Here is a 26,862-nt window from a genome sequence, read left to right as displayed (position 1 = left end):
TTCAAACTACAACATGCCATCGGTCACGAATTTTCGTTATCCAATCCTCACAGCTCACTTGCTCTGAGAAGGGAATTGCCGCTTTTACCCTGGTAAATTTGCGTCGTACGTAGTATCCCTGCCCAGGGGGCAGGACTTTTAGGCCACCAGCGGCGGCATTCGCTTCAGAATAGGGGATACGAAAGAACGATAAATCATTCGAATCCAGTGTTCCGAAAAGCATACCGCTTTGATTTGCCTTAACATCATTAAACCAGTCCACGCCAAAGGTCGGGAAATCAGATGGCACGCCCGACAGCACGACATGCACATTGCGATCACGTCCCAACCGCACAATGGCAGAAAGCTGATCCTTTATCATAAAATCGTTCAATTGCTTGCTTAGCATATCCGCATCATCAATGACCAGCAGCAATTCGGGATCATTTCCGTCCTTGTTCCGCTGTTGAACGATATCATACATTTGCTGTACCAAAGGTCCAAGCTCTTCCTCGCTTTCAGCAGCAGCCTTGACATGAGGAAGATGCCGCAATCGCGATAGTCCTCCGCCTCCATAGCGGGTATCGACTGTATAGACTTCCAATTGACTCGGCGATGCGTAATAAGCCAGCGATATGATCCAGCTCATGAGGAAAGAGGTTTTTCCTCCCTCCATAGGACTACCAACGATAAAATTAGGACCTTCCTTGAGATTCAGTAAGAAAGGCTCCAGATCGTCGCTCTGTAGCCCTACAGGCACCTCATAAGGAAGCGCACCCGAAGGCCCACTCGTCCGGTCCCACTGCTGAAGCAGCTCCGCCAACGGGATTCGCTCGGGCAACGGAAGAATGGCTGGGGCGTTTTTGCCCTTCCATTCCTGTACGATGCCCGCGATATTGCGGCGCAACCGTGCTGAACGTTCCGTTTCATCTTCTCCGGGTGAAGGCAACGCCGTCTGGAACTCCAGCGGCGGGATATGCCCTTTAACCAAAGCCCGACCCGGAATTAAAGGCCCCGGTGTTTTGGCTGGTCGTCCTACCGCATAATAATAATCACTCGGGTCAGACATTTCAAAAGAAACGGCGTTCGGAATATTACTGCGGAACTTCTCAAACACATCGGTAATCCGATTCGCTGTAATGATAAATGTAATGCCGAGACTGCCACCTTCACGCAAAAGAGATTCCAGCAGCTCATTTTCATCTGGATAAGCATTACGGAAATTAAGGTAGCCGTCAATGACTACGATAATTTGCGGCACATCCTCAACAGCAGAACGTCGATAAGAGCTTATCGTTTTGACGCCAGCTTCGGAGATCATGTCCTTGCGTACAGCCACCAGCTTGAACAGATAACGGAACAACCGCTTAATCCGGTCGTCCTCCTCTGCCATCATCACAGCACCGATCTGGGGAAGCTCCGCAAAGTCACGCATCGTTCGACCCATATCAATGATATAACCGTTCCAACGATTCGCATGAAAGCGCTGAGCCATCGACATCAGCATTGTCTGCAAAAAGGTCGTTTTACCCATGCCCGGCATACCGTACACTGCCCAATGACCATGATCCAGCGATGCATAAATTGGCTCCTGTCGCTGGTTCGGCAAATCATCAACCAGACCCATGACCGCCTTCAGCTCTTGAGGCGATGTTGGACTGCCCGTTTCGGCGCATGGAGACAAATTAGTCAAATCCAGCAATTCAGGCAGCGGTGGAAGCCACGGTCCCTGAAGCCGTTCGATCCCTGCCTTGGCAGCTTCTTCTGCAATATAATCAATGAATATCTGGAGCTGTTTAGGAGCTTCTTCTCCTTTTAAGCCTGAGCTTGCCCGTTCACCGCCAGTCAGCAGCGCCTCACGCTTGCCGTTCAGTCTCACCTCGTGCACAGGCAGCGCAGACGAAATATCGCTGTTGCCTACATACGGCGCACCGCTCCAGGCAAACTGCATCTCTTCAAACACCTCATCACTGCCGACCTGAAAATACCCTCGGCCCGGCTTCGTGATCCACGCAGCATTCGGTATTTTCAACATATCACGGCTGTCGCCTTCGCTCTGCACCCGTAAGCAGATACGGAACCTGGAGTTACTCCAGATTTTATCGTCCACCACGCCGGCAGGCTTTTGAGTCGCCAAAATCAGATGGACACCCAAGGTCCGCCCAATGGCGGCAATACTGATCAGCTCATCCATGAACTCGGGCTGATCCCGTTTTAATTGTGCAAATTCATCAATAATAATAACCAGATGAGGCAGCGGTTGTGCGTGCCGCTGCCGGAGCAATCTGTAATATTCATCAATATGCTGTAAATTGCCCGCATCGTTTAATATTTTCTGTCTGCGAACCAGTTCTGCTTTTAATGAAATTTTGGCGCGTTCGATCAGGTTATTGTCCAAATTCGTAATCGTGCCTACTACATGCGGCAAATTAACGAACGTATTGGACATACCGCCACCCTTATAGTCAATCAGCATAAACGCAAGATCATGCGGGTGAAACTCAGCAGCAAGGGAGGCTACGATGGACTGAATAACCTCACTCTTCCCAGAACCTGTCGTACCCGCGATCAAGCCGTGGGGACCGTGTCCCTGACGCTCGATTTTATCATGCAGATTAATCATGATCTTCTTGCCGCCTGCCCGCACACCCATGGGTACAGGTAAGGTATCAGGATGGCGATTGCGCCGCCACCGTTCTGTCACGTCCAGTTCTTCCACACCCGCTACACTCATCATATCGAACAGAGGCAGCACTGAGGGAATATCGGAAGCCGAGGAACGCTTCAAGCGAATAGGAGCCATATACCGCGCCAATGCATCTGCTTCCTCTCTCGACAGACGATCCGGTTTAAAGCTTTGCTGTTCAACCTCCGGTGACTCCGATTTGCGAGCATATACGCCCTGCTCCTTGGAAGCCTCCACGATAAGCTGACACTGCATCGGCAAAGCTTCCTTGCGAGAGGCCAGCACGATGGTACACGCATCAATTGCCCGTCCGTCCTCCAACAGCAACGGAAGCAGCGGCTCTTCCTCAATTAGCTGGCTATCTGATAAAACAACCACATAACACGGGACTTCCATCCCTTTTCCATTACGTTCATTGCGGTTGTTTTTACGGCGGTTCAATCTGGCAAACAGAAAATCGGCCAATTGATGGGCGCTGCTGCTACGGTCTGACATCATCCGCCCAGTTCTGTCATCGTCCCACACATGCGGAAGCCAACGCATCCAATTCCACTCATTTTCTTCCCGTTCATCATAAAAGGAAGCGATTTTCACTTCATCCGGCGAGTGTCGGACAGTCACCTGTGCCAGAATCACTCTTAATGCTGCAAGAGTATGCTCCCGCTCTCCAACCAACCCAACCACCTTGGATTGGAACAGCGGCAATGCAATGGAAGCAGCGTCCACCAGACGAAACTCTTCCCCCAATTCATCCGCAGCTCCCAGCAACGGGTCTCGGTCATAGCCGTCCGGGCGCGGGATTTGCAGCTTGATATGAAACGGAACTTGTCCGGTTCCAATACGCACTTGCAAAAAATCCTCATCCTCCGGTGAACGCTCCCAGAGAGAGCTGTTACGGTTTTTGACGATTTGAGCGCAGATTTGCGGGTCACCGTGTATTTCATACAGCGTACGAATTTGCTCTTCGCGTTTCAATTCAAGCTCTTCCCGATGCTTCTGGAGCTGTTCCCGGTACATCCGGTCACGTTCCTCCAGCTTGCGCTTGTATTCCTTCTTATTGTTCAAATACACGAAAAAAGGAATGGTATAGGATGTAAGCATCATGACAACAGTAACCATCTGAAACATCAGGTAGTTACTGTTGCCCATCTTGCCTGTTTTGCTCATATATACGTAAAAACCAATCGTTACCAACGTCATCATTAACGGAATAAGTATAGATATAATGGAAAAAGACGGCTTGCTCGGCTCAGCCGGAGGCCGTAAAATCTCCAGCTTCTCCTCTCGGAGCGCCGGTCTTAATCTCGGGGAGCGCTGGTATAATACATTCAAGACAAAAGTCCCCCTTTTCGCTTACTATTTCATTTTACCAAGGTTTCATATAATTTCATGTGTGTATTTACCCATTTTTTTCACTTTGAAACAGCGAACGCCGTCCATATACAGGAGCTTCGTCCCGGGTTGTCGAAAAAGCTCGCTGAATACGCACCGTACAGCCTTCCCGTAGGCCTGCTCCTATCAACAGCTGGTCGTCATCCACCCTGAACCAAAGCCCCTCCGGGAATTTTGCTTCCATAATATATTGCATTCCTTCCGCCGGAGGCTCACCAAAGATACGCACACCCAGCATCAGCTTCAAATGATCCACCGAGTATTCATCAGCCACCTCGATGTCAAACCACTCTGTTTCCTGTCGTCCCGAAAGTACGGTCAGGATCATCTGTCATCCCTCCCGATCCTTAATATATACAGTAAAGCTCACACAAAGAGCCTATTTTCTATGAAAATATGGCTATCGTAACTGTAGCATCCGTCTATTAGGCTGTCAATTTGTTACAAACTACCCACACGCGCTATAGAATCATGACTTTAGTTGTATTTTTATATCTTAAAAGAGTCATATGAATCAATAAACTATATTTTCAGAGTTTTGCAGAATTCGCATATACGTCATTTTGTCGATAGATTAGAACCAAATTCAATTTGTTTGCCAGAGCATTGTGAACACTTTGTAAATTTTTCAGACCTTTATGTTTTTATAAGGTGTTTTTAAGGTAATTTTAAGAAACGGGCTCTACAATAAAGCCATGAAATAACTCAAGCGAGGTGATTTTTGTGAGAACATTAATTACATTTCAAAACAAACGTATTCCCGTATACTTCAACCAAGAAAACAAACAACCTGTACAAAAAACGCTAAAACTTCTAAGCAACACTTTGGAGAACAAAATCTCCAGAGGCAAGCGTGCCCTTCAAAAATGTCTTAACTCTTTGATCAGTATAGAAATTGTCGGTTGTGAAGCCATCTTGCATAGCGTTAGCGAAAATGATTCATTGGCACTGTCCCTCTATTAAGAGGGACTTTTTTTTGTTCCGAAATCATAGCAAAAAAGAGAGAGTGATTAAGCACCCTCTCCGTATCGGCGGCTTTGAAACATGATACATGTAACAGCCGAACCTATCATTTTATAGAAATCTGCTTATAGTATTCTTCTGCGATAACCTTTTTTACCACCACGTTCCATCTTCTGCGCCTTCTCAATTCGTATTCTAAACAGTTCCAGTAAATTAGCGCGTGTATGCTCTTCCCGGCAGTTGTCCAGCTTTTTCAGGATAAAACGGTCAATGGACATATGACTCAGGCTCCTTTACAACATGCTGCCCTTTCTTTCCAAGGGAATGATCAGGTTATCCATTTTTAACCATTCTGCTTGTGGTTTAAACAAATAGGCACCCTGTTGGATAAAACAGGCTGGATTACATAACCTTTAAAAAGGGTAAATACATAAAGTTTCAAAGGATTGACCGCTTTAAATCTGGAAGCTATGAACGAGGAGCGAGCAGAAACTATGGAAAAGCAAAGATTGGCCAAAATAGGCTGGATATTTTTATACACTTTGTTGTTGCTGACAATTCTGTCTGCATGTAGCAGGGAAAAAGCCTCTACCCGCAGTATGGCCCAACATGAGGCTGCGGCCCGCGCCTACACTGTTACCGGGAATCCGAACCAGAATACGTCCTCCCTGGATGAACGAGCTGCCAATCGCACCCCTGTACATCAACAAGGCAGCAGTTATGTCGAAATATCAGGCGACGTAAGTATAGACAGGAAAACCGTAAAGGTCACAGGGCGCTCCAACCTCCCCGCCGGAGCGCGGATTAAGGGTAATCTCGCGGTCAAAAACTCCCTGCTCACCGGGTACACGGACGAAGCAACGGTTCAAAAGGACGGAAGCTTTGTACTTCGTGTGCAACGGCCAGGCATACAGGGCAGCATGGATCTGACGGTTTTGTTCCGTCCGTCCGACCAAGACGACCCGATACGCAATCTTTACGGCAGCGGTGGTGAGCAATTGCAAGGGCCCTATGTATATCAATACGAAGAAAAGGAACAGCTTCGGCAAGAAGTCCGGATTGGCGCAGAGTTTGATCCTGAGCAGGAACAAAGCACCCCGCTGGTCAAGCCTGTCTGGAACAAACCAAAGGATTACGGTAGCCCCAAAGTGTGGATCAAGCCGGATGTGCAGCAGGAAGGCAACTATTATCATGTATATGCGCGCAGTAATTTGCTGGAAGGGTCAGATGTCAAGCTCACTATTGATTTCCCGGGACGCTGGCAGTTCGGTTATGACGACCAAACCAAAGTCATGCCTGACGGCTCTTTCAGTATGAGGGTCAAAAAACCGAGCCTGGCTAATCGTTACACCATGGTTATCATTTTCGAGCCTAATGAAGACATGTGGGCGAATGCGAAACGAGTGTATGGAGCAAGCGGAGAGCATCTTTCCGGCACGCTAGTTAAATCCGCAGACGACAAAGAGGGCTCCAAACGGATTGAAGCCCGTATCCCTATTCAACCCAAATCATAATTGGACAGCACATGGCTTGCAGGGTAGTGTAACTTGTCGGTCACTAAGGCTGTATGGTGACCGGCGTGCCGATGCTAACCTTTTCCTGAAGCTCCAGCACATCCTTGTTCTGCATACGTATGCAACCATGCGACACCAGCTTGCCAATGGACCAAGGCGCATTGGTGCCATGGATGCCATAATGCGGCTTGGACAGCCCCATCCAGAACGCTCCGAAGGGGCCGCCGGGATTGGGCTGTTTATTGATGATGGTAAATTGTCCGTGCGGTGTCTGTGTAGCGATTTTACCGATACCGACCGGATAACTAAGTACAGTCTGACCGCCATCTTTTAAATACAGACGACGATCCGACAAACTCACCACGATACTATAATTCGGCATATACTCACCCCTCTACAGGATATGCCGACCACACCGCAGATTCTCCTGTGATTTTTATAAATGACCCTTCTTCATCTCACCACTCCACATCACGTCTCCAGCCACTTCGATTACCGCTTCGGCTCTGGTTTGTGCCTGAACGTTGATCCTTTTTCCGCCGATCTGCTTCTTTACGCGCCTGATACTCCAGCTCCCGCTGCATTTTGCGATAGTTGTTCACTCTGGATTCAGATAACTCACCACGCTGCACAGCTTCCTCCACTGCACATCCGGCTTCACCCTGATGCTTGCAGTCTGCAAAACGGCATTTTTGTGCCATTTCCGTAATATCCGCGAAGGTATTGGCGACCCCGGTGGAATCATCCCACAGATTCAGCTCACGCATTCCCGGCGTATCCAGCAGAACGGCTTGCTTCAATATGGGAAACAGCTGTCGGTGGGTGGTCGTATGACGCCCTCGACTGTCCTCTTCCCTCACATCCTGTGTAAGCTGAACCTCGGCCCCTGACAGCCAGTTCACAATTGTTGATTTGCCGCTGCCGGATGAGCCTGTCAAGGCAACTGTGCGGCCGGGTTGAAGAAACGCCTCCAGTTGCTCTCTCCCTTCGTTCTGCAAGGCAGAAATAACGATGACTGGCACACCGGGGGCCACCCCCTCCGCTTCAGCCACCCGCTCTTCCACATCGGGACAAAGATCGCTTTTGCTCAACACAACGACCGGGTCGACCCCGCTGTTCCACGCCATAATTAAATACCGCTCCAGCCTACGCACATTAAAATCGTGATTCAGCGCATTGACGAGAAAGAGCGTATCTACATTTGTCGCAATCAATTGCTCCTTCGTCTCAAAGCCCGCAGCCTGCCGAGATATCCGACTTTTACGTGGCAGCACGGCATGAATGACTGCATCCGAGACTCCATCTGGCACGGTGACAGCCACCCAATCCCCCACAGCCGGCATTTCTGCCGGATCGACGATAGCATGTCTCAGCTTGCCGGAAGCAACTCCCCAGCGTTCTCCATCCATAGTCATAAGCTTTACTTTTTGACCATAATCGGCAATCAGACGGGCAGGGCATACCTGTGTATTTTCTGCTCGTTCTTCAAAGCTTTGTTTCCATTGATCCCAAAAGCCGTTCCAGTAATCAGACCAGCCGTATTCATGTATACTCATTGTTTTCCTCCTGTGAATCATCGTTTATTGTTGATGTTAAAAAGTTGATGTTTTTTTATTTTCGTGTTACTCGGTGCTTGTAAATGTTCTCTCCCGCGAGCAAAAAACGCAAAAAATCCGCAGGGAAAACCCCTGCGGAGGGTGTATGATTCAGGCCGAGGCTATCCCAAGACCCTAATCATAAAAAAATCCGCAGGGAATCGCTCCCTGCGGATTTCATCGGTTCTACTGCTCAACCGAATGCCATGTAAAAACTATACTTATTTCATATAGTTTTCAACTGTGCATCATCCGTGCGGGAGACAACGTCATACTGCTGCTGAACCAATCCATTCATGTTCGTACGCATATAACATCGCCTCCTCCTAAAATTTCCTTAATCATACAAGTCCACAATTCGTCTGTCAAGTCTGCCGCAAACCTTTTTTAAATCTTTTCAAGTTTCTTTTAGCGCACTTGATCCCAACGCGTCCACATCTCACGTGGATTCAATTCATACATTTCACGTTCCCTGTACATAAACTGATGCATAATCAGCTCACGCCGAATTGTCGCAAAATCCTCATGATACTGCTTAATCCACTCGTTTAGCTCACGTTCAGGATACACGCGGCCCGGCTCCAGCTTTTCTGCCAGCATGTGAAGTACAATCAGCTTTTTCTTGTATTGCGAGGGAATTTGACGCAGCTTGCCGTCCTTGGAAAAAAAATTACGCAAGACTGTCGCTTCCAGCGTTTCATTAACCTCTGACATTTCTTCCTCCCCCTCTCCTTTTTCAAAAATAAATCGCACCGTCGCCTCGGCATGCTGCCTGATCAGTTCAGGATTCAGTGTGAAATATACCGTATTCTTATCACGCCGCTCCTTGATTAACCCCGTTTCACGAAGCTTGGAAGCATGATGCGTGACAGTCGGTTGGGATAAATTCAGTTTTTCCGCCAAAGCCTGACCATGCATCTCTCCACGTGACAAGAGCAGCAATATACGCATACGCGTAGGATCAGCAAGCGCTTTATGATAGTTGACCATTTTATCCAGTTGCATCGTTAACGCCTCTTTTCATCACTAACTACTCTCCATATACTTTGCGTGAAAAATTAAATTCTACACATAACAATAGATATATATCTAATTATATGATTGTTAAAAGTAGCTGTCAATCGTATCATTCTTTTACTTCTTTCTGAAAACGGCTGGATATTGTGTACGCATTGCGGTAGGATGATATTACTTGACTTTTGTGCAGAGATTGCATATATTCATTTGTTTCGCCTTTTCAAATTTTTATGAATTAGCGCTTTGAAACGTCTACCATACTACTGCAAAACAGGCGCAACAGACCAATATCACGGGAGGTTCATCGAAATGCACGACGTAATCATTATTGGAGGCGGGCCTTGCGGGCTGTCCGCTGCAATCGAATGCAGCCGCAGAGGCTTGCAAACCGTCATTATCGAAAAAAGTAACATTGTTCACTCTATTTTTCTGTACCCGACGAACATGCAGTTTTTCAGCACGGCTGAACTGCTGGAAATTGGCGATGTTCCGTTCAGTACGCCTAATGACAAGCCTTATCGTCATGAAGCACTGGCGTATTACCGCAAGGTAACTGCACACTATAACCTGAACATCCGTCATTATGAGGAAGCAAAAACGATCACACGACAGGATGATGCTACATTTACTGTACATACGGTGAGTAAGCAGGGAATAGCCAAAACGTATTCGTCACGCTATGTCGTCGTGGCTACAGGATATTTTGATCATCCGAACTATTTGGGCATTCCCGGGGAACAATTAGATAAAGTTACTCATTATTTCAGTGAAGCCCATCCCTATACCGGCACGCGGGTCGCAATCATCGGCGGCAGCAATTCAGCGGTGGATGCAGCGATAGAACTCGTACGTGTCGGGGCTACCATTGACATGGTGTATCGCCGAACCGAACTGTCTGAATACATTAAGCCGTGGGTTCGTCCACTGTTCGACAGTATGGTGCAAAAAGGAAAAATTACGCTCCATCTGGGCGCGCGCATCACTGAAGTTCATCCGGATTATGTAGTGGTCACCCCGTTGGAGGCAGAAGCTTTCCGGCTCGAAAATGATTTTGTACTGGCTCTGACCGGGTTTCACCCGGAACGGAAGCTACTGGAGTCTGTAGGTGTCCACATGGCTGAGGGTCTGGACAAACCGGAATATGATCCTTCCACGATGGAGACCAATATACCGGGTATATATGTGGCGGGTGTCATCGCTTCCGGCAGCAATGCCAATGAGGTGTTCATTGAAACAGGCCGCTGGCACGGTCGCCAAATCGCTGAACATATTCAAAGCTAAATGAACTAAGGAGAACACAGATATGGATTACAGTTCACTCATCCTGCTGGTACTGACTGGTCTTGGAATTGTCAGCGGCAACTCCACCATCACCATTGCCATGGTCGTACTACTGCTACTTCGGGTAACCCATTTTCATACTGCTTTCCCCTGGCTTGAAAAGTATGGATTGACGATCGGGATCATCATTCTGACCATTGGTGTGATGACCCCTCTGGCCAGCGGTAAAATCAGCATTAGCCAGGTGATAGAGTCCTTCCTTCACTGGAAGTCGCTGCTCGCTATTGCTATTGGCATCCTGGTAGCCTACCTTGGCGGCCGCGGAGTAACTCTGATGTCCGGACAGCCCATCATTGTGACGGGTTTGCTTATCGGAACCGTGATTGGTGTCGCCTTCTTCAAAGGTGTTCCTGTAGGGCCGCTCATCGCCGCCGGGCTGCTGTCACTGTTAATCGGACGCACCTAGACTTCCTCGCTTATCCTTCGTCTGTCGTTGGAAGATGCTGTCCATAAAAAACCTGAGCAATCTGCATGACGGACTGAATTCAGTCTCGCTTTGTGTTATACTCTTATCGCATAATTTGGTAAATGCAGGAGGCTTGACCGATGTCCCGAAAATTTGTAACGGAAGCTGTAATGGTTGCCATATATGGCCAACTGCTTACAACTCCCGCCCCTGTGGAATATATAGTACCTTACACGTCGCTGCTGGAGCTATACGAATTTCAGGATAGCACAGAGCCGCTCATGGATAATCCTGCGGACGATCAGCATGTGAAGCGAAAGGTAAGCGAACTGATCAGCTATTTTGAGGAACCTTTGAATCAGAAAAAAATCCGGCGCGCGCTTCAGATGCCCTGGGCCAAAAGCTTGCCCATCCTGTTCGACGCTAACACCTCACTGATCGTCATTAATGCCGTCGACACTGCGCATTACGGAGAATATTTTGATCCAATCGAGACCGAACTGGTGCTAACAGCCCAACGTGAAGAATTACCCATTTTGACAGATCAACTGGACTGGATTCATCGCATTATTGAAGCTTCCGTACCTGTACATGTGTACGATATTGATGATTTTGATTTTGCGGTGGATGGTCCGATGCTTAACAACCCTTAACATGCAGCACACGCGTCCCAAGGACAACAAAACGGCGGAGTATCACACACAGGTTAATCCCCTGTAATGCGATACTCCGCCGCTTTTTCATGTCTCCAAACGGTTAACCTGCAAGCTATTTCTAACGTTAGAGCATTAAGACTGCTCTTCCTCGGCATACGTGTAAATAATGTCGTCATGTTCCTCCAGATACTTTACTTCCAGATGATGACCCTTCAAGTACCAGTAATCCTGGTCCTCCATATAAAACGTAATGCCAGCCGCTTCATGTTGTAGTACGGGGTGCTGCGGAGGCTCTACGGCAATTCCCAGAGAGAAGCCTGGATGTAACCCACCGCCAGAACTATAGCGGGCAAAAAAACGGATGGTATCTCCACGGTTCAGACCAAGCTCCTTGATGTACCACTGTGCCGCTGGTTCAGTTACCTGTATGCTCATGCGTTATGCTCATCTCCTTGTACAATTACGTCCTGTTAACTATATCATAGTATTCTTTAGAATGGCCACCAACCGCCCCTTACTCAAGTAAAAATATCCAGCGAGCGATATACATTTTTTTGAAAAAGGTTTGACAATTCGCAAAAGACGGTGTTAAGATTCAAGCATACGAGATCCATTTTGAAATTAATTACCAATTTGAACGATTACTCATGGTCAGAATGAATCCAATTCGAAGAAGAAAGGAGTGTTACCGGTGCTAAACATTCATCTCGCCTTTTACCCAACTCTACAAACACAACAACTTCATACCGGAGCATCTCCCCTGACGCATCCTTCGGAATTGGGCCATTCACGTTGTATGGTTTAATACGAGTGGCTGCCTGCGTTTGAGCAGTTTTTCAGTGGTGAGTGTGCTGAAAATACCTGCGCGCCATATGATATTGAGATTTAAGGCATATCGTCTGCGGACGGTATGCCTTTTTTGCGCCTGTTACCGGATTGAAGCTAGTGGTAGCAAGCCGTTATTGTTTATTCAAAATGGTACAACAACTCTCGCATGAGCTTTTCATGAAAGGATGGGATTCCTCTTGTTTTCGGTACTCAAAAATTTAAGCTGGTTTTTTAAAAGAGAACGAAGCCGGTACTCGATTGGGCTGTTTATGCTGATAGCCGTTGGCGTGCTGGAGCTGGCTCCGCCTCGGCTGCTAGGCAGCGCTATTGATGAGATCGTACGCGGTTCAATTTCATGGTCCTCGCTCTGGCGTTATATTTTTTACATTTTGGGCATTCTTGCCGTCATCTACTACATTACGTACATATGGATGCACAAGCTGTTTGGGGGTGCCAATCTGGTGGAGCGCCTGTTGCGCACACGCTTTATGAACCATCTGCTGCGGATGACACCTCCATTTTTTGAACGCAATCGTACTGGTGACCTGATGGCTCGTGCTACGAACGACCTTCGTTCCGTGGCAAGTACTGCGGGCTTTGGCATGCTGACGCTAACTGACTCTACAGTTTACCTGAGCGTCGTGCTGGTCGCCATGGGCACCCTGATTAGCTGGAAGCTGACGCTGGCGGCGGTTCTGCCCCTTCCTTTTATCGCGCTGGCAATGAGCATTTACGGTAAAGCCGTTCACGAGCGTTACACGCTGGCACAGGATGCATTTGGCGATATGAACGACCAAGTGCTGGAATCCGTGGCAGGTATCCGGGTCATTCGCGCCTATGTACAGGAACGAATGGATGAAAAACGGTTCGCCGATATTACCGATGACGTATTTCGCAAAAATCTGGCGGTCGCCCGAATGGACGCTCTCTTCGAACCGACGATCCGCTTATGCGTAGGGCTTAGCTATGTGATCGGACTTGGCTATGGTATTTATCTGGTATTTCATAACGATATCACGCTGGGTGAACTGGTATCCTTTAACATGTATCTGGGGATGATGATTTGGCCGATGTTTGCCATTGGCGAACTGATCAACATTATGCAGCGCGGTAGCGCTTCCCTCGATCGGGTGAACGAAATTCTCCATGTGGAGCCGGACGTACAAGATGCAGCTCAGCCTGTAACGGTTAACCACCCCGAGTCCATTACGATGAAAGATGTTACCTTCCGCTATCCAACCTCATCTGTTGACAATCTGTTACATGTGAATTTGGAGCTGAAACGAGGGGAAACGCTGGGTGTCGTCGGCCGAACGGGCAGCGGGAAGTCCACCTTGCTCAAACAGCTACTGCATGAATACCCGACGGGTAGCGGTGACATTTTAATCTCTGGCACTCGGCTGGAGGACATTGCAGTTGAACAACTGCACAGCTGGATCGGCTACGTGCCACAGGAGCAAATTCTGTTTTCCAAATCAGTGCGTGAGAACATTCAGTTCGGTAAACCGCGTGCAGATGATGAAGACATCATGGAAGCGATCCGTACCGCAGCCTTCGATCAGGATTTAGGCACCTTGTCCGATGGACTAGATACACTTGTCGGAGAAAAAGGCATTGCCCTGTCCGGCGGCCAGAAGCAACGTGTTTCGCTGGCACGCGCCTTTATCGGCGATCCGGATATTCTGGTGCTAGACGATGCACTGTCCGCGGTTGATGCTCGAACAGAAGCACGTATCATTGATAATATTCGACGTAAACGCTCGGGTAAAACAACTCTGATCTCCACTCACCGTCTCTCGGCTGTAGAACATGCAGACCGGATCGTCGTGCTGGAGCAAGGACGCATTATTGAGGAAGGAACCCACAACGAGCTGCTTCAGACGGACGGATGGTACCGTCAACAGTATGAACGGCAGCAAGTGGAATCTGTTCTGACCTCAGAGGAGGTATCCTAATGAAACTCAATATCGGCAAAAGGCTATTCCAGTATGCCCTGACGAGCAAAGCAGGCTTTATCGCCGCACTCATCGCGTTGGCTATCGGGGTAGCCGCTGAGCTGGCCGGACCCTTCATTGCCAAAACGATGATCGACGACCATATGCTCGCTATTGAAAAACCATTTTACGAGACAACTAGCGTGGACGGCACCGTAATTTATGCCGGGACCCATTTTAAGCGTGAAGACCGCTTTGAGGCCGGGGAGCCCAAAGGGCGTGAAGCAAGGATTTTACAAGTTGGAAAATCCTTCGTATTTATTGATGGCTCGGTGCAGGTAGCTGACGGTAACCGTTCCTTTACGAACGGCACGCTGACGGTGACGCGCGGCTCCGACACCTTTCGCTATGATGCCAAGGCTTTGACAGCCGATGAGCTGTATAGCTTTTACAAGCCGGAAATGCCCGGTATCTTTCAACTGATTGGCTGGTATTGCTTCTTTCTGGTCATTTCGATTTTTGCTGAATTTGGTAAAACCTACTGGCTGCAATCCTCGGCCAACAAGGTTATTCAAAAGCTTCGGCTTGACCTCTACGCACATATTCAACGGTTGCCAGTTTACTTTTTTGACAATCTGCCCGCAGGCAAGGTCGTATCCCGTGTTACGAATGACACAGAAGCGGTAAAAGATTTATTCGTGGCCGTACTGTCGAACTTCACTTCAGGTATTGTGACGATGGCCGGTGTATATGTCGCACTCTTTTTGCTGGACTTCAGACTGGGTCTGATCTCTCTGTTCATTGTACCGCTGCTGATCTTGTGGATTGTACTGTACCGCAAAGTCGCCACCCGCTTTAATACGATCATTCGGTCCCGACTCAGTGAGATTAATGCAATTATCAACGAATCTATTCAAGGGATGTCCATTATTCGCGTGTTCCGGCACCAGAAACAAACGCAACATGAGTTTGAAGAACTGAACGATGATTATATGAAGCATCAGAATAAAATGCTGAATTTGAACGCCTTCACTTCACACAATCTGGTCAATGTGCTGAGAAATCTTGCCTTTGCCGTCGTGTTGTGGTATTTCGGAGCCGAGGCGCTTGGCACGACAGGCAGTGCTGTATCACTAGGCGTACTATACGCCTTCGTCGATGTATTGGGACGACTCTTCCAACCGATGACTGGTATGGTCAACCAGCTTGCGGTGCTGGATACTTCAATCGTATCCTCGGGACGGGTATTTGAACTGATGGATGAAACCGGAGAACAGGTAACAGACGGCACGATGCCGCGTTACAAAGGTCTGGTGGAGTTCGACGACGTAACCTTTGCCTACAAAAAGGATGATGTCCTTAAGCATATTTCCTTTACAGCACATCCCGGCCAAACGGTTGCACTCGTCGGACATACCGGATCGGGAAAAAGCTCGATTATTAACCTGCTGTTCCGGTTTTATGATCCGCAAAAAGGAACGATCACCATTGACGGAACCTCTGTCAAGGACATACCGAAGCAGTGGCTACGCCATCATATGGGAATCGTTCTTCAAGATCCATATTTGTTTACAGGTACAGTAGCCTCCAATGTCAGTCTGGGAGATAGCCGGATTACCAGAGAACAGGTGAACAAAGCACTGTGTGATGTTGGGGCTGACAAACTGCTGGCCCACTTGCCACAAGGCTTTGACGAGCCAGTGATCGAAAAAGGAAGTACTTTATCAGCCGGGCAGCGTCAGCTCATTTCCTTCGCCCGCGCGTTGGCCTTTGATCCGGCGATTCTGATTCTCGATGAAGCTACTGCCAATATTGACACTGAAACCGAGGCGCTTATCCAATCTGCGCTGGAGGTGCTCAAAAAAGGGCGTACTACCTTTATCATTGCTCACCGTCTGTCGACTATCCGCAGTGCGGACCAAATTCTGGTGCTGCATCGGGGTGAGATTGTCGAACGCGGTAACCATGACGAACTCATGGCTCAGGGCGGTCGCTACTTCCAGATGTATCAGCTCCAGTCAGGAACAACGGCAACAGGTACAAATGCATTCTCTACTGCATCGTCGGAACAGGAAGCTTTGCTTGCAGAGCAAACTGCTGTAGCAGCAGGAGCTGCGACTTCTGGAAAAGCCGATACCCGAGCAGGTACCCGCTCCTTGCAGAAACCGGGCTCAGGTCAAAACGGACCTGGCTTGGCTGGAGGAAGCGCATAAAGCAAGCCCACAAAGCATGCATAAAAAACAGCAAGTCTCCGGATAAATACAATGGAGGCTTGCTGTTTTGCTTTATCTAAATATATGTTTTGTGTGTAGGCTACAAGTATTATTGGGCTACCGAGGTGCCTGATCCTGTAGAAGGAAAAACGGTTCCCTCTACTGCCTTAATCGTAACTTTATACTTGCTGTCCACCAGGGTACTGGTGTGGGTATCCGTAATGACCTGGATATTCATTTCCCCCGGCTTTGGACTTGTCAACTTGTAGTAAATCACTGCATTGGCGTCATCTACATAGTCGATATGATCCACTTCAATACCGTAACCGGGATTGGGTGCCTGGAACCGGGTTAATGTTACCTTATTCTGTTGGTCATTCACCTTCTCTACGCTCATACTAATACCATTTTGCTGGCCCGGATCTGAAGGCTCAGCCGGATTTTCTGGAGTAGATTCAATCGGTTTATGATTTTGCACAAATTCGGATGCATTATAGACCATCTCTGCTGCCTCCATTCGGGTTACCTTACGTTCCGGATTAAAGTTGCTCTTTTCATCTAATTTTGCAATTTTGGTCAACAGCAGGAACTGAACCGCTTCGCTTGAATCTTGGTCCAGCTTCTTGCCATCCGCCACATTAATGTACATGCGGACTGTTGGATATTCTCCGGTTGCACTAACCGCTTTGTACAGTATATTCGCGAATTGTTCTCTTGTCATCTGAGTGCTTGGATCAATATCCGGTGACAAAGGAATTTGGTGTTGAGCCGCAATCCGGTAAGACTTGGCATACCATGCCGAAGACGGAATATTTGCGAAGGAACCCGTCGTGAAATCCGGCATAACCTGAAGATCCATCGCATTAACGACCAAATGCACCCCTTGTGCATACGTAAGTGATTGATCAGGCGCAAACTTATCCTTGGTAATGCCCTGAATAATCCCTCTGTTCTGAAGCGAACTTACAATCTTCTCCTGCTCGGTTCCTTTTATATCACGAAAAGCAGAAGCTGACGTAGCCACTGCCAACGAACAGATCACGAGCAAAGCTGCTGTCACGCTTTTGTTTTTTTTCATGAGATACACCTCCATATTTACTATGTTTCTTCTATACTTATCGACGCAATACTATCAACAAATGTTTCAGATACTCAAAAATTGATTGTAAAAAAGCTTACGATACTTACAGTTAGTGTAACCCGTTTAACTCTTTTCTGCTCACGTCCTAGGATACATTCTAAGGATACTCACTTTGCGGGCATTCTTCCTCAGACCATTTGACTACATCCGATAAAGTGCTTTCAGACCAAGAAGTTGCAGCGTATGTGCCAAAATATCAGCGGTTTGTTCCGCCAACTGAATGCGCCACGGCCCACCATCGACAATCCGTTCCTTGGCGTAAAAGCGGTTGAACGCCTGCGCCGTATCCAGCGCAAACCTCGCGATAACCGAAGGTTCCAGTTGCCGAGCCGCACGTACCAGTTGTCCCTGATAACGAATCAGTTGCTTAAGCAGCGCCCAACCTGCATCCCCCAGCATTTCATCGGATGTATACGTTGAATCAGGTGCATGACGTTCCCCCGCGGGAACATCTATACTAGATCCAGCCACCGTACCAGTGCCAGCATGAGCTTTTTCCAAAAGACTACGTATACGTGCATGTGTGTATTGTACATAAGGGCCTGTCTCACCTTCAAAGGTTAACGCGTCTTCCAGTGAGAAATCCACTTCGTTCAGGCGGTTATTTTTTAAGTCGCCAAAAATGATCGCCCCAATGCCGACGTCCTCGGCTATTTCCTGTTGATCCTGTAAATCGGGATTCTTCTGGGTTATGATAGATCGAGCACGGGCTACTGCTTCATCCAGCACCTCCTCCAGCTTTACGACCTTGCCGCGTCTTGTGGACATTTTTTTACCTGCAAAGCGCATCAGACCAAACGGCACATGCTCACACTGCTCCGCCCACGTCTCTCCCGCACGCTTTAGCACCGCAAACACCTGACGGAAATGCAACTGCTGCTCTCCACCTACCACGTACAGCAACCGATCAGCTTTCATAACCTCATGACGGTAGATCGCCGTAGCCAAATCACGTGTCGGATAGATGGTAGTCCCATCCTTTTTCAAAATAAGACAAGGCGGCAGCCCTTCATCCTCCAGACGCACCACAAGTGCACCGTCACTTTCTTCCAGCAGCCCTTTCGTCCTTAATTGGACAACAACCGCCTGCATTTTATCATTGTAAAAGCTCTCTCCCAGCACATGGTCGAATGTAATGTTCAGACGCTGGTACATACGATCAAATTCACGCAAGCTGACTTCAACAAAAAACTCCCATAGCCGCTGAGCCTCGGCATCTCCATGCTCCAGACGGCGGAACCATTCTCGACCTTCGTCCTCCAAAGATGAGTCATGCTCGGCTTCCTCATGAAAACGCACGTACAGCTTCAGAGATTCTCCAATCGGATCCTGCTGTAGCTGCTCCTCATTTCCCCATCTTTTATAAGCCGCAATTTGCTTACCAAACTGTGTTCCCCAATCCCCCAGATGATTCACACTAACCGGAATATATCCCATTTCTCCGAGAATGCGGTACAATGCAGCACCGATGACAGTAGAGCGAAGATGGCCGATACCAAACGGTTTGGCAATATTGGGCGAAGACATATCTATCACTATCCGCTGTCTGTGTCCGATATCTGGCTTGAAAAATTCGGGTTGGCTCAATTCAGCCAGCATGAGTGGAATATGAACGGAACGCCCCAGTGTTATATTTACATAGGCTCCTGATGCCGAAGCAGTCAGTCCTTCCTCACGATTTATTGCTTCCGCCAGTTCCAGTGCGATTTGCTGTGGAGACTTCCGAAACTTTTTAGCCAGCAAAAAACAGGGAAACGCCACATCTCCCCATTCCGGCTGTGGCGGTACCTCCAATAAAGACGAAATCTCCTTTTCCTCCAAGCCCGTATGGGCGGAAATAGCCTGAGTAGCGATCGACAGCAGCATAGCTTTCTCTCCTTTTTTTCATTTAGAATCTAACAAAAAAAGCTCCCGCCTCTTGAATTATTCAAGAGACGAGAACTTCAATATCCCCGCGGTACCACTCTTCGTAAATCGGATTGCGCAACGAACTTATGCATTAATCGCCGATTTCACTCCAATGACAAATAACGGTGTCCACCGGGTTGATCTACTAACGGAACTCCGTGTTGGAACAACCGTCTCCCGGGTGCGCTTCACGTTGGGCCTCATACCGGCTTCCACCTTTTCCGGCTCGCTGTAATGATATGGCTCCCCTGCTACTCTCCCGTTCCAAGACGTTAATTCCCATCATTATACAAACCTATCCAGTGGAAAGCAATCTTTTATTTTCTGTTCAGGCGCTGACTCGATAATATGTAATTACACAGCCACCATTTGGCGACAAGCCTGAACACAACGGCGGCAGGCTTCTGCACATTGCTTGCAATGCTCATGGGCGTGCTTACCGCATTCAGCAGCACATACTTCACAGGCTTTGGCACACAACTCACAAATTTGCTCGGCAAATTCCGTTCCGCGTTCCAGCATTTGAGCAGCAAACCCGCATATTTCTGCACATTCCCTGCTCACTCGAATACACTCACGCAGCATAGCCAAATCATATTCCTTCAAGCTCGCCACGTAACAAACGTTGCAAGCGTTCATACATTCCAGGCAAGCATCTACGCATTGTTGGTATGAATGTTTCATAATACATTACCTCCCTGTTGTTGACCCTGCTGCATTATTACCCGCCGACAATTGAGATTAATCAACCGTTGTTCACGCTTTCATCAATGACCAGACAAGAAATCCCGACTTATGTAAGGAAGTGTACTATATTCCAACCCATCCGTGCAAGGGAATAAATCACACCCCTTCCTCGTGCCTACTACTGACTTGCACACCAGCAATCATTCCTCTATTGTAAAAAGAGTATGTCTAACATAGATCAAGGAGTGAGCATTGCAATGAATATATCTTCTGTAGAGGAGCATCGACTGGAGGCCCCACAGCAGGTTAGCTGCATGGTTGTAACCGTCTCCGACACCCGTACCATGGAGACAGATACCGGAGGACGACTACTGGTGGATTTGCTGGAAACGAACGGCTATCAGGTAGTCCGATATGTTATCGTCAAAGACGACTATGACGGCATCCGGCAGCTCGTATCCGAAGCCGCCGAACGCGATGACATTGAGGCTGTTCTTTTGACAGGCGGCACCGGTATTTCCCCGCGTGATACAACATATGAAGCCGTCTCCTCTCTGCTGGATAAGGAACTGCCCGGATTCGGGGAAATCTTCCGTTATTTAAGCTTTGCCGAGGATATTGGTTCAGCAGCGATATTGAGTCGTGCTGTGGCAGGCACCGTGGGCCGGACAGCCGTATTTTCCATGCCAGGCTCGCGTGGAGCCGTCCGTTTGGCGATGGAGCGCATCATTATACCTGAGCTGCGGCATGTCATGAGGGAAATTTACAAATAACACACATATTTCCCTCCCACGCTCTGAAACACAAAGAGGCACCTCATCACTTGCAGGGTGCCTTCTTAAAGCTATTCCTTTTCTTCTACTTCTGGCTGCATATAGCTGTCGATCAGCTTTTGTTTCAGCCCCCATACCTTTTCACTGAGATTTACACGGTAAATTTCCGGGTTTAGCTTCCGCAAATATTCCGGCCAGAACAATTGCAACTGGGAAGTATGGTAAGCACGAATTTCATCCAGCTCGGGAAGCTCATACACTTTCTGTCCATTTACGAAAATAGGCTCCAGCATCGGAACTGCTTCGTAATTTTCCACATACTTCTTCATATACGGATGCAGCGGGTTAAAGAGCTTCAGCCGCTTTCCATTGCGCGGACGATCTTCGTCCGGAAAAGAAATATAATCGGCGACAGCTCTCCCTTTCTTCTTATCTATAATACGATATACATCCTTCTTGCCCGGTGTGGATACCTTTTCCGGATTGCCCGAAATTTTAATCGTCGGCAGCATTTCGCCTTCTACTTCCCGCTCGACCAGCTTGTACACCCCGCCCAGTGAAGGTTGATCCGAAGCTGTAATGAGCTGTGTTCCCACACCCCATACATCAATACGCGCACCTTGGGCCTTTAAGTTAAAAATCGTATTTTCATCCAAATCATTGGAGGCTACAATTTGTACGTAATCCAAGCCTTCGGCATCCAGCATTTCTCGCGCCTGAATGGACAAATAAGCTAAGTCACCACTATCCAAACGGATCGACTTCATGCGTTTGCCCTGACTCTCCAGCATCTTCGCTGTCCGAATCGCATGGGGAACACCGCTCTCCAGCGTATCAAAGGTGTCCACCAGCAGTGTGACCTGATCCGGTAAAACCTTCGCATACACGTCAAAAGCCTCCTGCTCGCTCATAAAGGTCTGCACCCAGGAATGAGCATGCGTTCCCTTGGTCGGAATACCAAAGTGCTCACCTGCCAGCATATTAGAAGTTGCGTCAAAGCCCGCTACATAAGCTGCCCGTGCTCCCCAAATCGCCGCATCTGCTTCCTGCGCCCGCCGTGTGCCAAATTCCAGCAGCGTATCGCCGCTTGCCACCTGCTTGATGCGCGACGCCTTCGTCGCAATCAGCGTCTGGTAGTTCATAAAATTCAACAACGCTGTCTCAACCAGTTGTGTTTCCATAATCGTTCCTTCGACGCGTACCAGAGGCTCATTTGGGAAAACAAGCGCCCCTTCTTTCATCGAATGAACGGTTCCGCCAAACCTAAACTGGCGCAATGCCTCCAGAAACATGGGATCATACTTCTCCTCTTGCTCTGAGAGGTAACGGATATCCTCTTCTGTAAAGCGCAGATTTGCAATATAATTCACAATGCGTTCCAAACCTGCGAACACCGCATATCCGTTGCCAAAAGGCAGCTTGCGAAAATATGCCTCAAACACAGCTTTGCGCTGGTGACTTCCGTTCACCCAGTGGGCGTACATCATATTAATTTGATATTTATCTGTATGTAATGCGAGGCTCGTTGACTGCATCGTAATCATCCTCTCTGACTGTCCCCGGTTTGGCAGCGGCGTACCGCCTTGTCCATCCGTATGCACCCATATCCAACTCCATTCTGTTATCGGATATGGGTGCACAATCGTTAAGTTATTTACTTCTTCTGGCGTAAAATCGTATCCTCAGCCGACCATACGTCGGCTCCGAGACTGCCCTGAAAATGACCCAAAGCCCAATCATGTCCGGCCTGATTAAAGCTCGCCACAGCGTCCTTGTATACCGTAATCGCAAAGCCTTTGTTATAAGCGTCTACAGCCGTATGCAGTACACATATATCCGTACACACACCGATCAAATGAACTTCCGTAATACCACGTTCACGCAACCTGAGTTCCAGATCCGTGCCAGCAAAGGCGCTGTATCGTGTTTTGTCCATCCAATAGATGGAATCCCTCTGTTTCGCATAGAGATTATGGAGCTTGCCATACAAATCTCGTCCCCCGGTTCCACGAATATTATGTGGAGGAAACAGCTTGCTTTCCGGGTGATAAAGGTCTTTTTCCTCATGCAGATCCACTGCCATTACGACAAAGTCCCCTTGATCTACATACGCCTGCGTTATAGCTGCCATCCGGTCATCCAGCTCAACTGCCGGTTGGCCTACAGGCAGACTACCGTCCACAAAATCATTCGTGTAATCAATAACAATCAACGCCTTCATCGTACAGCCAGCTCCTTCATCCTCAAATTGGGGATTGTGCGCTTCTTTACGTGACCTACTACAATACATTAGGTGTAGATAGACAACCGCGGCACCCTGTCACTAAAACGATAAAGCTGTGCAGGTCTCTGTGAATACTGATTGGAGCTGAGCGGTTTGCCGTTCTCGTCCCGTACCTCTTCTAATATTCCCTGTCTGCTGCGAGTCGACGTTATTTTACGAATAAAGTTCGGCTCCTCGAAATCCGGTACGACACTTTGAATGACCTGATACAGCTCGCCCAATGTAAAATGCAGAGGCAAAAACTGCTTGGCTATCGTCGTCTGAAGCATTTGCAACTGAATCTTCCGGTAGGCATCCACAATAATGTCCCGATGGTCAAACGCCAGCTCCAACTCCTCCAGCGCTTCACGGATCGTAAACAGTCCGACCTCCGAAGCATCATCCGCCGCTTGCCGCTGCTCCAGCATCCACTCCTCTACCAGTGCAAAAAACGCATGTGATATAATCCACCCGCGCGGATCACGCCCAGGTCCACTATACACACCTAGATACTCCAGATGCCCACCATCTACGCCGGTTTCCTCTAACAGCTCGCGCTTGGCGGCTCCGTACATGGATTCATCTTCCTGACAAAAGCCCCCGGGCAACGCCCAACGTCCAGCAAACGGCCATCTGCGGCGCTTGATAAGCATTACCTTCAGCTCACGGATCGGCAACGTCTTCGTCACCGTCTTGCGCTCCCGCTTGGTCAAGGTGAACATGACGATATCTGCCGGAGCACCATCCGGGGTGCGATATTTCTTAATGTTATACGACGCCTTCTGCGCCTCTTCGTTTATACGTTCGTTATCCATTGGCATCACCATATTATATCATTTTGATAAATTCATTATGACATAATAAAAAGTTTTGTCAAGCGTCAGGCCTTATCCAAATGATCTGGTTGTTTACGCAATACCCGGAATGTCGCCGTAGCCATGCAGCCGAGCGTTCCTTCACTATCCTTCACTTCCGCCTCAGTCGTTATGGTACGCCCTCCTTGATGGAGAATTCGCGCCTTAACCTCCAATCGTCCTTGTTTCATCGCTGACAAAAAATGAACGTTCAGATTCGTCGTCACACATAATTCCATATTGCGTGAAACCATACTAACCATCCCCATCGCCTGATCCATCAATGTTGTGAGTACGCCCCCATGAACAATACCCACCACGTTGGTATGCTGTGGTCCGGCCTGTAAAGCGATATGTACCTCTTTTGCATCAGCTTCGATCAATTCACAGCCCAAATACTCCCAAAATGTATTTACTTCACCCTCTACCAAACTACGCAAAATATCCATTTCCTAGCCTTCATCCTTTCTATGTGTCCCATTTCCTCTTGAGGTCTGGCACAGTACATATGATTACAAGTTGCACCTGAAAAAAAGGCGTGGAGGCTGAGCCTCCACACCACACATCATTCTAGTCACTGCAATTGGAGGAAGAAGTACTTTTTCCCTCTTCTACATTCACCTTTTCGGCAACTGTATCACGAATCGCCATGATAACCATTTGCAGCAGCTCATTAATTTCCACCTGGCTTTGTTGAAACTCCGTTACAATCGGAATGCCGTCAAGCTCTTCCTGAAGCTCCTGAAGCTCGGCCTCTATTTTGGCAATCATCGTCTGATTCTTCAAGGATTCAAAGGCCACAATTTCCTTTTGCTTTTTCTTCATCGCTGCAATCAGATGCTGGATGCGCTGATGATCACGGATTTTATCTTCTGCTTTCCGAAATACCTGCACTTCCTCACTGTTGCCCAAAATCCCCGCCAACTCTTGAGCTTTCGCCAATATCATATCACGATTGACCAAATGATCATGCTGGCGCGCTGCCGATTGAAGCTCTGACTGTTGCAACCGCTCCTCTGTCACTGTCCATCGCTCCTTTTCTCACTTATACGGTCGTACATACAACTCATATTTGATCCACATGCAAGCCTTGCTACGCTATTTTGTTAACCGTTAACCGTCACGGCAGTTTGAACCAAATCACCCTGGATGTAAAAGGTCATAGGCTCCGTAATTTTCACCTGCACAAAGGTACCGATCAGATCCTTGGAGCCTTCAAAATGCACCAGCTTATTGGAACGGGTCCGGCCGGCAAGCACCTTGCTGTTATTTTTGCTCTCGCCTTCCACCAGCACCTCAACCACCTCGCCACGCAGTCTACCGTTAAAGCGGAGGCTGTTTTCGTTCACCACATTGTTCAGACGCTGTAGACGCTCTTTTTTGACCGACATAGGCACATTGTCTTCCATGGACGCGGCTGGAGTACCTTCACGTGGTGAATAAATAAAGGTGTAGGCAAAGTCGTAACCGACCTCACGTACGAGAGAAATGGTATCTTCAAACTGTTCGTCCGTTTCGCCCGGAAAACCTACGATAATATCCGTTGTCAGCGAAACATGCGGAACAGCCGCTTTGATCTTCGCCGCCAGCTCCAGAACGCGCTCACGAGTATATTTTCGGTTCATTTTCTTCAATATATCCGTATTGCCGGATTGAACAGGCAGATGGATATGCTCCACCAAATTGCCGCCCTTACCAAGCACTTCAACCAAATGGTCATCAAAATCACGCGGATGTGATGTTGTAAAACGTACACGCGGGATATCAATTTTACGCATATCGTCCATCAGATCCCCGAATCTATAATTCATATCCTTCAAATCCTTGCCATAGGCATTGACGTTCTGACCCAGCAAGGTAATTTCCTTAAAGCCCTGGCGCGCCAAATCCCGTACCTCAGCAATGACATCCTCGGGGCGACGGCTTCTTTCCTTACCGCGAGTGAAGGGAACAATGCAATAGGTGCAAAATTTATCGCAGCCGTACATAATGTTCACCCAAGCCCGCATACCCTCGCGCTTCTTCGGCAGGTTTTCGATAATGTCGCCTTCCTTGGACCACACCTCGACCACCATTTCTTTGCTGAAGAGTGCTTCCTTGACGAGCTGCGGCAAGCGGTGAATATTATGGGTACCAAAAATCATATCGACAAAACCGTGCTTTTGCAAAATCCGGTTGACGACACTCTCTTCCTGCGACATGCAGCCACAAACGCCAAGCAGCATGCCCGGCTTCTCTGTCTTAAGATGCTTGAGGTGGCCCAGTTCGCCAAATACTTTGTCCTCCGCATTTTCACGGATCGCACACGTATTCAGCAAGATGATGTCCGCTTCCTTACGATCCGCTGTCGCCTGATAGCCCATTTGCTCCAGCAATCCTTTAATCGTTTCGGAATCATGCTCGTTCATCTGGCAACCGAATGTGTACACGATGTAATGCTTTCCCTCGCCGATATGCTTCAGCTCATCCGGAACTGCGTTATCGTACAATACCTGTACGTCTTCTTTACCGCGTTGCTTTTCTTTTCTATGATTCGGCTCCGCAATAATATTGATTTCACGTCCGCGAATGCGGATCTTTTTGCTATGCTCATCCTGAGAAATGATCTTTGCATCCGAGAAATCAAAATATTTAGAGTAATCTTTCGTTTCCTTGGCCATTCCTTCGGTCACTCCTTACACCATCTATTTCACGCCAATCACGCTTTTACTG

Annotated in this window: 24 protein-coding genes and 1 other annotated feature; of the genes, 8 read left to right on the top strand and 16 right to left on the bottom strand. The window is 48.2% G+C overall.

From position 1 onward, the window contains the following. Position 1: 1 nt before the first annotated feature. Both essC and L696_RS0118905 read right to left on the bottom strand, forming a co-directional pair. Positions 2 to 3,997 (bottom strand): type VII secretion protein EssC, encoded by a 3,996-nt coding sequence (gene essC, locus L696_RS0118910; protein ID WP_025685031.1) that lies wholly within the window; start codon positions 3,995 to 3,997, stop codon positions 2 to 4. A 67-nt stretch (positions 3,998 to 4,064) separates the two neighbouring features. Further along, on the bottom strand, positions 4,065 to 4,385 hold the full coding sequence (locus L696_RS0118905; RefSeq protein WP_025685030.1) for a hypothetical protein: 321 nt from the start codon (positions 4,383 to 4,385) through the stop codon (positions 4,065 to 4,067). A gap of 395 nt (positions 4,386 to 4,780) precedes the next feature. On the opposite strand from L696_RS0118905, the gene L696_RS32075 reads away from it, so the two are divergent. Further along, positions 4,781 to 5,020, top strand: coding sequence for a hypothetical protein (locus tag L696_RS32075; protein ID WP_081473730.1), 240 nt, complete (start codon positions 4,781 to 4,783; stop codon positions 5,018 to 5,020). A gap of 125 nt (positions 5,021 to 5,145) precedes the next feature. Here the strand turns inward: L696_RS32075 and L696_RS31245 are convergent, their stop codons facing one another. Then, complete coding sequence (locus L696_RS31245; protein ID WP_162833918.1) at positions 5,146 to 5,298, bottom strand: hypothetical protein; 153 nt, start codon at positions 5,296 to 5,298, stop codon at positions 5,146 to 5,148. 216 nt (positions 5,299 to 5,514) lie between these two features. Here L696_RS31245 and L696_RS0118895 point away from each other — a divergent pair, with 216 nt between their 5' ends. Next, positions 5,515 to 6,534, top strand: a complete 1,020-nt coding sequence (locus L696_RS0118895; protein ID WP_245233399.1) for a flagellar motor protein MotB — start codon at positions 5,515 to 5,517, stop codon at positions 6,532 to 6,534. Between the two features lie 43 nt (positions 6,535 to 6,577). Here L696_RS0118895 and L696_RS0118890 read toward each other — a convergent pair whose 3' ends face one another. From L696_RS0118890 to L696_RS0118875, 3 genes are all read right to left on the bottom strand, one after another. Beyond that, positions 6,578 to 6,916, bottom strand: coding sequence for a L,D-transpeptidase (locus L696_RS0118890; protein ID WP_025685028.1), 339 nt, complete (start codon positions 6,914 to 6,916; stop codon positions 6,578 to 6,580). A 76-nt stretch (positions 6,917 to 6,992) separates the two neighbouring features. Continuing rightward, positions 6,993 to 8,090 carry a ribosome small subunit-dependent GTPase A gene (gene rsgA, locus L696_RS0118885; protein WP_025685027.1) on the bottom strand — a complete coding sequence of 366 codons (1,098 nt, stop codon included), beginning with the start codon at positions 8,088 to 8,090 and terminating at the stop codon, positions 6,993 to 6,995. 447 nt (positions 8,091 to 8,537) lie between these two features. Beyond that, entirely contained in the window at positions 8,538 to 9,134 is a 597-nt protein-coding gene (locus L696_RS0118875) for a DUF2087 domain-containing protein (protein WP_025685026.1), read from the bottom strand. A 321-nt stretch (positions 9,135 to 9,455) separates the two neighbouring features. On the opposite strand from L696_RS0118875, the gene L696_RS0118870 reads away from it, so the two are divergent. From L696_RS0118870 to L696_RS0118860, 3 genes are all read left to right on the top strand, one after another. After that, on the top strand, positions 9,456 to 10,427 hold the full coding sequence (locus L696_RS0118870) for a YpdA family putative bacillithiol disulfide reductase (RefSeq protein ID WP_025685025.1): 972 nt from the start codon (positions 9,456 to 9,458) through the stop codon (positions 10,425 to 10,427). Between the two features lie 22 nt (positions 10,428 to 10,449). After that, positions 10,450 to 10,893, top strand: coding sequence for a DUF441 domain-containing protein (locus L696_RS0118865; RefSeq protein ID WP_025685024.1), 444 nt, complete (start codon positions 10,450 to 10,452; stop codon positions 10,891 to 10,893). Positions 10,894 to 11,033: 140 nt separating this feature from the next. Beyond that, complete coding sequence (locus tag L696_RS0118860; protein WP_025685023.1) at positions 11,034 to 11,546, top strand: hypothetical protein; 513 nt, start codon at positions 11,034 to 11,036, stop codon at positions 11,544 to 11,546. Between the two features lie 135 nt (positions 11,547 to 11,681). Here the strand turns inward: L696_RS0118860 and L696_RS0118855 are convergent, their stop codons facing one another. Next, complete coding sequence (locus L696_RS0118855) at positions 11,682 to 11,984, bottom strand: HesB/YadR/YfhF family protein (protein ID WP_014281172.1); 303 nt, start codon at positions 11,982 to 11,984, stop codon at positions 11,682 to 11,684. Between the two features lie 590 nt (positions 11,985 to 12,574). Between L696_RS0118855 and L696_RS0118850 the strand changes: the two genes are divergently transcribed. Both L696_RS0118850 and L696_RS0118845 read left to right on the top strand, forming a co-directional pair. Further along, positions 12,575 to 14,332, top strand: coding sequence for an ABC transporter ATP-binding protein (locus L696_RS0118850; RefSeq protein WP_025685022.1), 1,758 nt, complete (start codon positions 12,575 to 12,577; stop codon positions 14,330 to 14,332). After that, complete coding sequence (locus tag L696_RS0118845) at positions 14,332 to 16,524, top strand: ABC transporter ATP-binding protein (protein ID WP_025685021.1); 2,193 nt, start codon at positions 14,332 to 14,334, stop codon at positions 16,522 to 16,524. The genes L696_RS0118850 and L696_RS0118845 overlap by 1 nt, the downstream gene beginning before the upstream one ends. A 109-nt stretch (positions 16,525 to 16,633) precedes the next feature. Here the strand turns inward: L696_RS0118845 and L696_RS0118840 are convergent, their stop codons facing one another. From L696_RS0118840 to L696_RS0118830, 3 genes are all read right to left on the bottom strand, one after another. Further along, positions 16,634 to 17,602: an S-layer homology domain-containing protein gene (locus L696_RS0118840; RefSeq protein WP_025685020.1), complete on the bottom strand. Its 969-nt coding sequence runs from the start codon at positions 17,600 to 17,602 to the stop codon at positions 16,634 to 16,636. A 204-nt stretch (positions 17,603 to 17,806) separates the two neighbouring features. Further along, entirely contained in the window at positions 17,807 to 19,531 is a 1,725-nt protein-coding gene (gene argS, locus L696_RS0118835) for an arginine--tRNA ligase (RefSeq protein WP_025685019.1), read from the bottom strand. 61 nt (positions 19,532 to 19,592) lie between these two features. Next, positions 19,593 to 19,849, bottom strand: a binding site (T-box leader). A 78-nt stretch (positions 19,850 to 19,927) separates the two neighbouring features. After that, on the bottom strand, positions 19,928 to 20,257 hold the full coding sequence (locus L696_RS0118830) for a four-helix bundle copper-binding protein (RefSeq protein ID WP_025685018.1): 330 nt from the start codon (positions 20,255 to 20,257) through the stop codon (positions 19,928 to 19,930). Positions 20,258 to 20,517: 260 nt separating this feature from the next. On the opposite strand from L696_RS0118830, the gene L696_RS0118825 reads away from it, so the two are divergent. Beyond that, complete coding sequence (locus L696_RS0118825) at positions 20,518 to 21,033, top strand: MogA/MoaB family molybdenum cofactor biosynthesis protein (RefSeq protein ID WP_025685017.1); 516 nt, start codon at positions 20,518 to 20,520, stop codon at positions 21,031 to 21,033. Between the two features lie 71 nt (positions 21,034 to 21,104). Here the strand turns inward: L696_RS0118825 and L696_RS0118820 are convergent, their stop codons facing one another. The 6 genes from L696_RS0118820 to miaB form a co-directional block, all read right to left on the bottom strand. Further along, complete coding sequence (locus L696_RS0118820) at positions 21,105 to 22,568, bottom strand: nicotinate phosphoribosyltransferase (RefSeq protein WP_025685016.1); 1,464 nt, start codon at positions 22,566 to 22,568, stop codon at positions 21,105 to 21,107. A 119-nt stretch (positions 22,569 to 22,687) separates the two neighbouring features. Further along, positions 22,688 to 23,254: a cysteine hydrolase family protein gene (locus L696_RS0118815; protein WP_025685015.1), complete on the bottom strand. Its 567-nt coding sequence runs from the start codon at positions 23,252 to 23,254 to the stop codon at positions 22,688 to 22,690. Positions 23,255 to 23,322: 68 nt separating this feature from the next. After that, positions 23,323 to 24,111 (bottom strand): NUDIX domain-containing protein, encoded by a 789-nt coding sequence (locus L696_RS0118810; protein ID WP_025685014.1) that lies wholly within the window; start codon positions 24,109 to 24,111, stop codon positions 23,323 to 23,325. A 65-nt stretch (positions 24,112 to 24,176) separates the two neighbouring features. Beyond that, complete coding sequence (locus tag L696_RS0118805) at positions 24,177 to 24,599, bottom strand: PaaI family thioesterase (RefSeq protein WP_025685013.1); 423 nt, start codon at positions 24,597 to 24,599, stop codon at positions 24,177 to 24,179. A 121-nt stretch (positions 24,600 to 24,720) separates the two neighbouring features. Next, positions 24,721 to 25,173 (bottom strand): YlbF/YmcA family competence regulator, encoded by a 453-nt coding sequence (locus tag L696_RS0118800; RefSeq protein WP_025685012.1) that lies wholly within the window; start codon positions 25,171 to 25,173, stop codon positions 24,721 to 24,723. 83 nt (positions 25,174 to 25,256) lie between these two features. Beyond that, the gene (gene miaB, locus L696_RS0118795; RefSeq protein WP_025685011.1) at positions 25,257 to 26,810 is read right to left on the bottom strand and encodes a tRNA (N6-isopentenyl adenosine(37)-C2)-methylthiotransferase MiaB; all 1,554 of its coding nucleotides are present in this window, start codon (positions 26,808 to 26,810) and stop codon (positions 25,257 to 25,259) included. Between the last annotated feature and the right edge of the window lie 52 nt (positions 26,811 to 26,862).

This window comes from Paenibacillus maysiensis (genome assembly GCF_000520815.1).
GTDB classification, from domain to species: domain Bacteria; phylum Bacillota; class Bacilli; order Paenibacillales; family Paenibacillaceae; genus Paenibacillus; species Paenibacillus maysiensis.
Note: the sequence above shows the minus strand (reverse complement) of the source record. Positions and strands in the feature narration are given on the sequence as shown.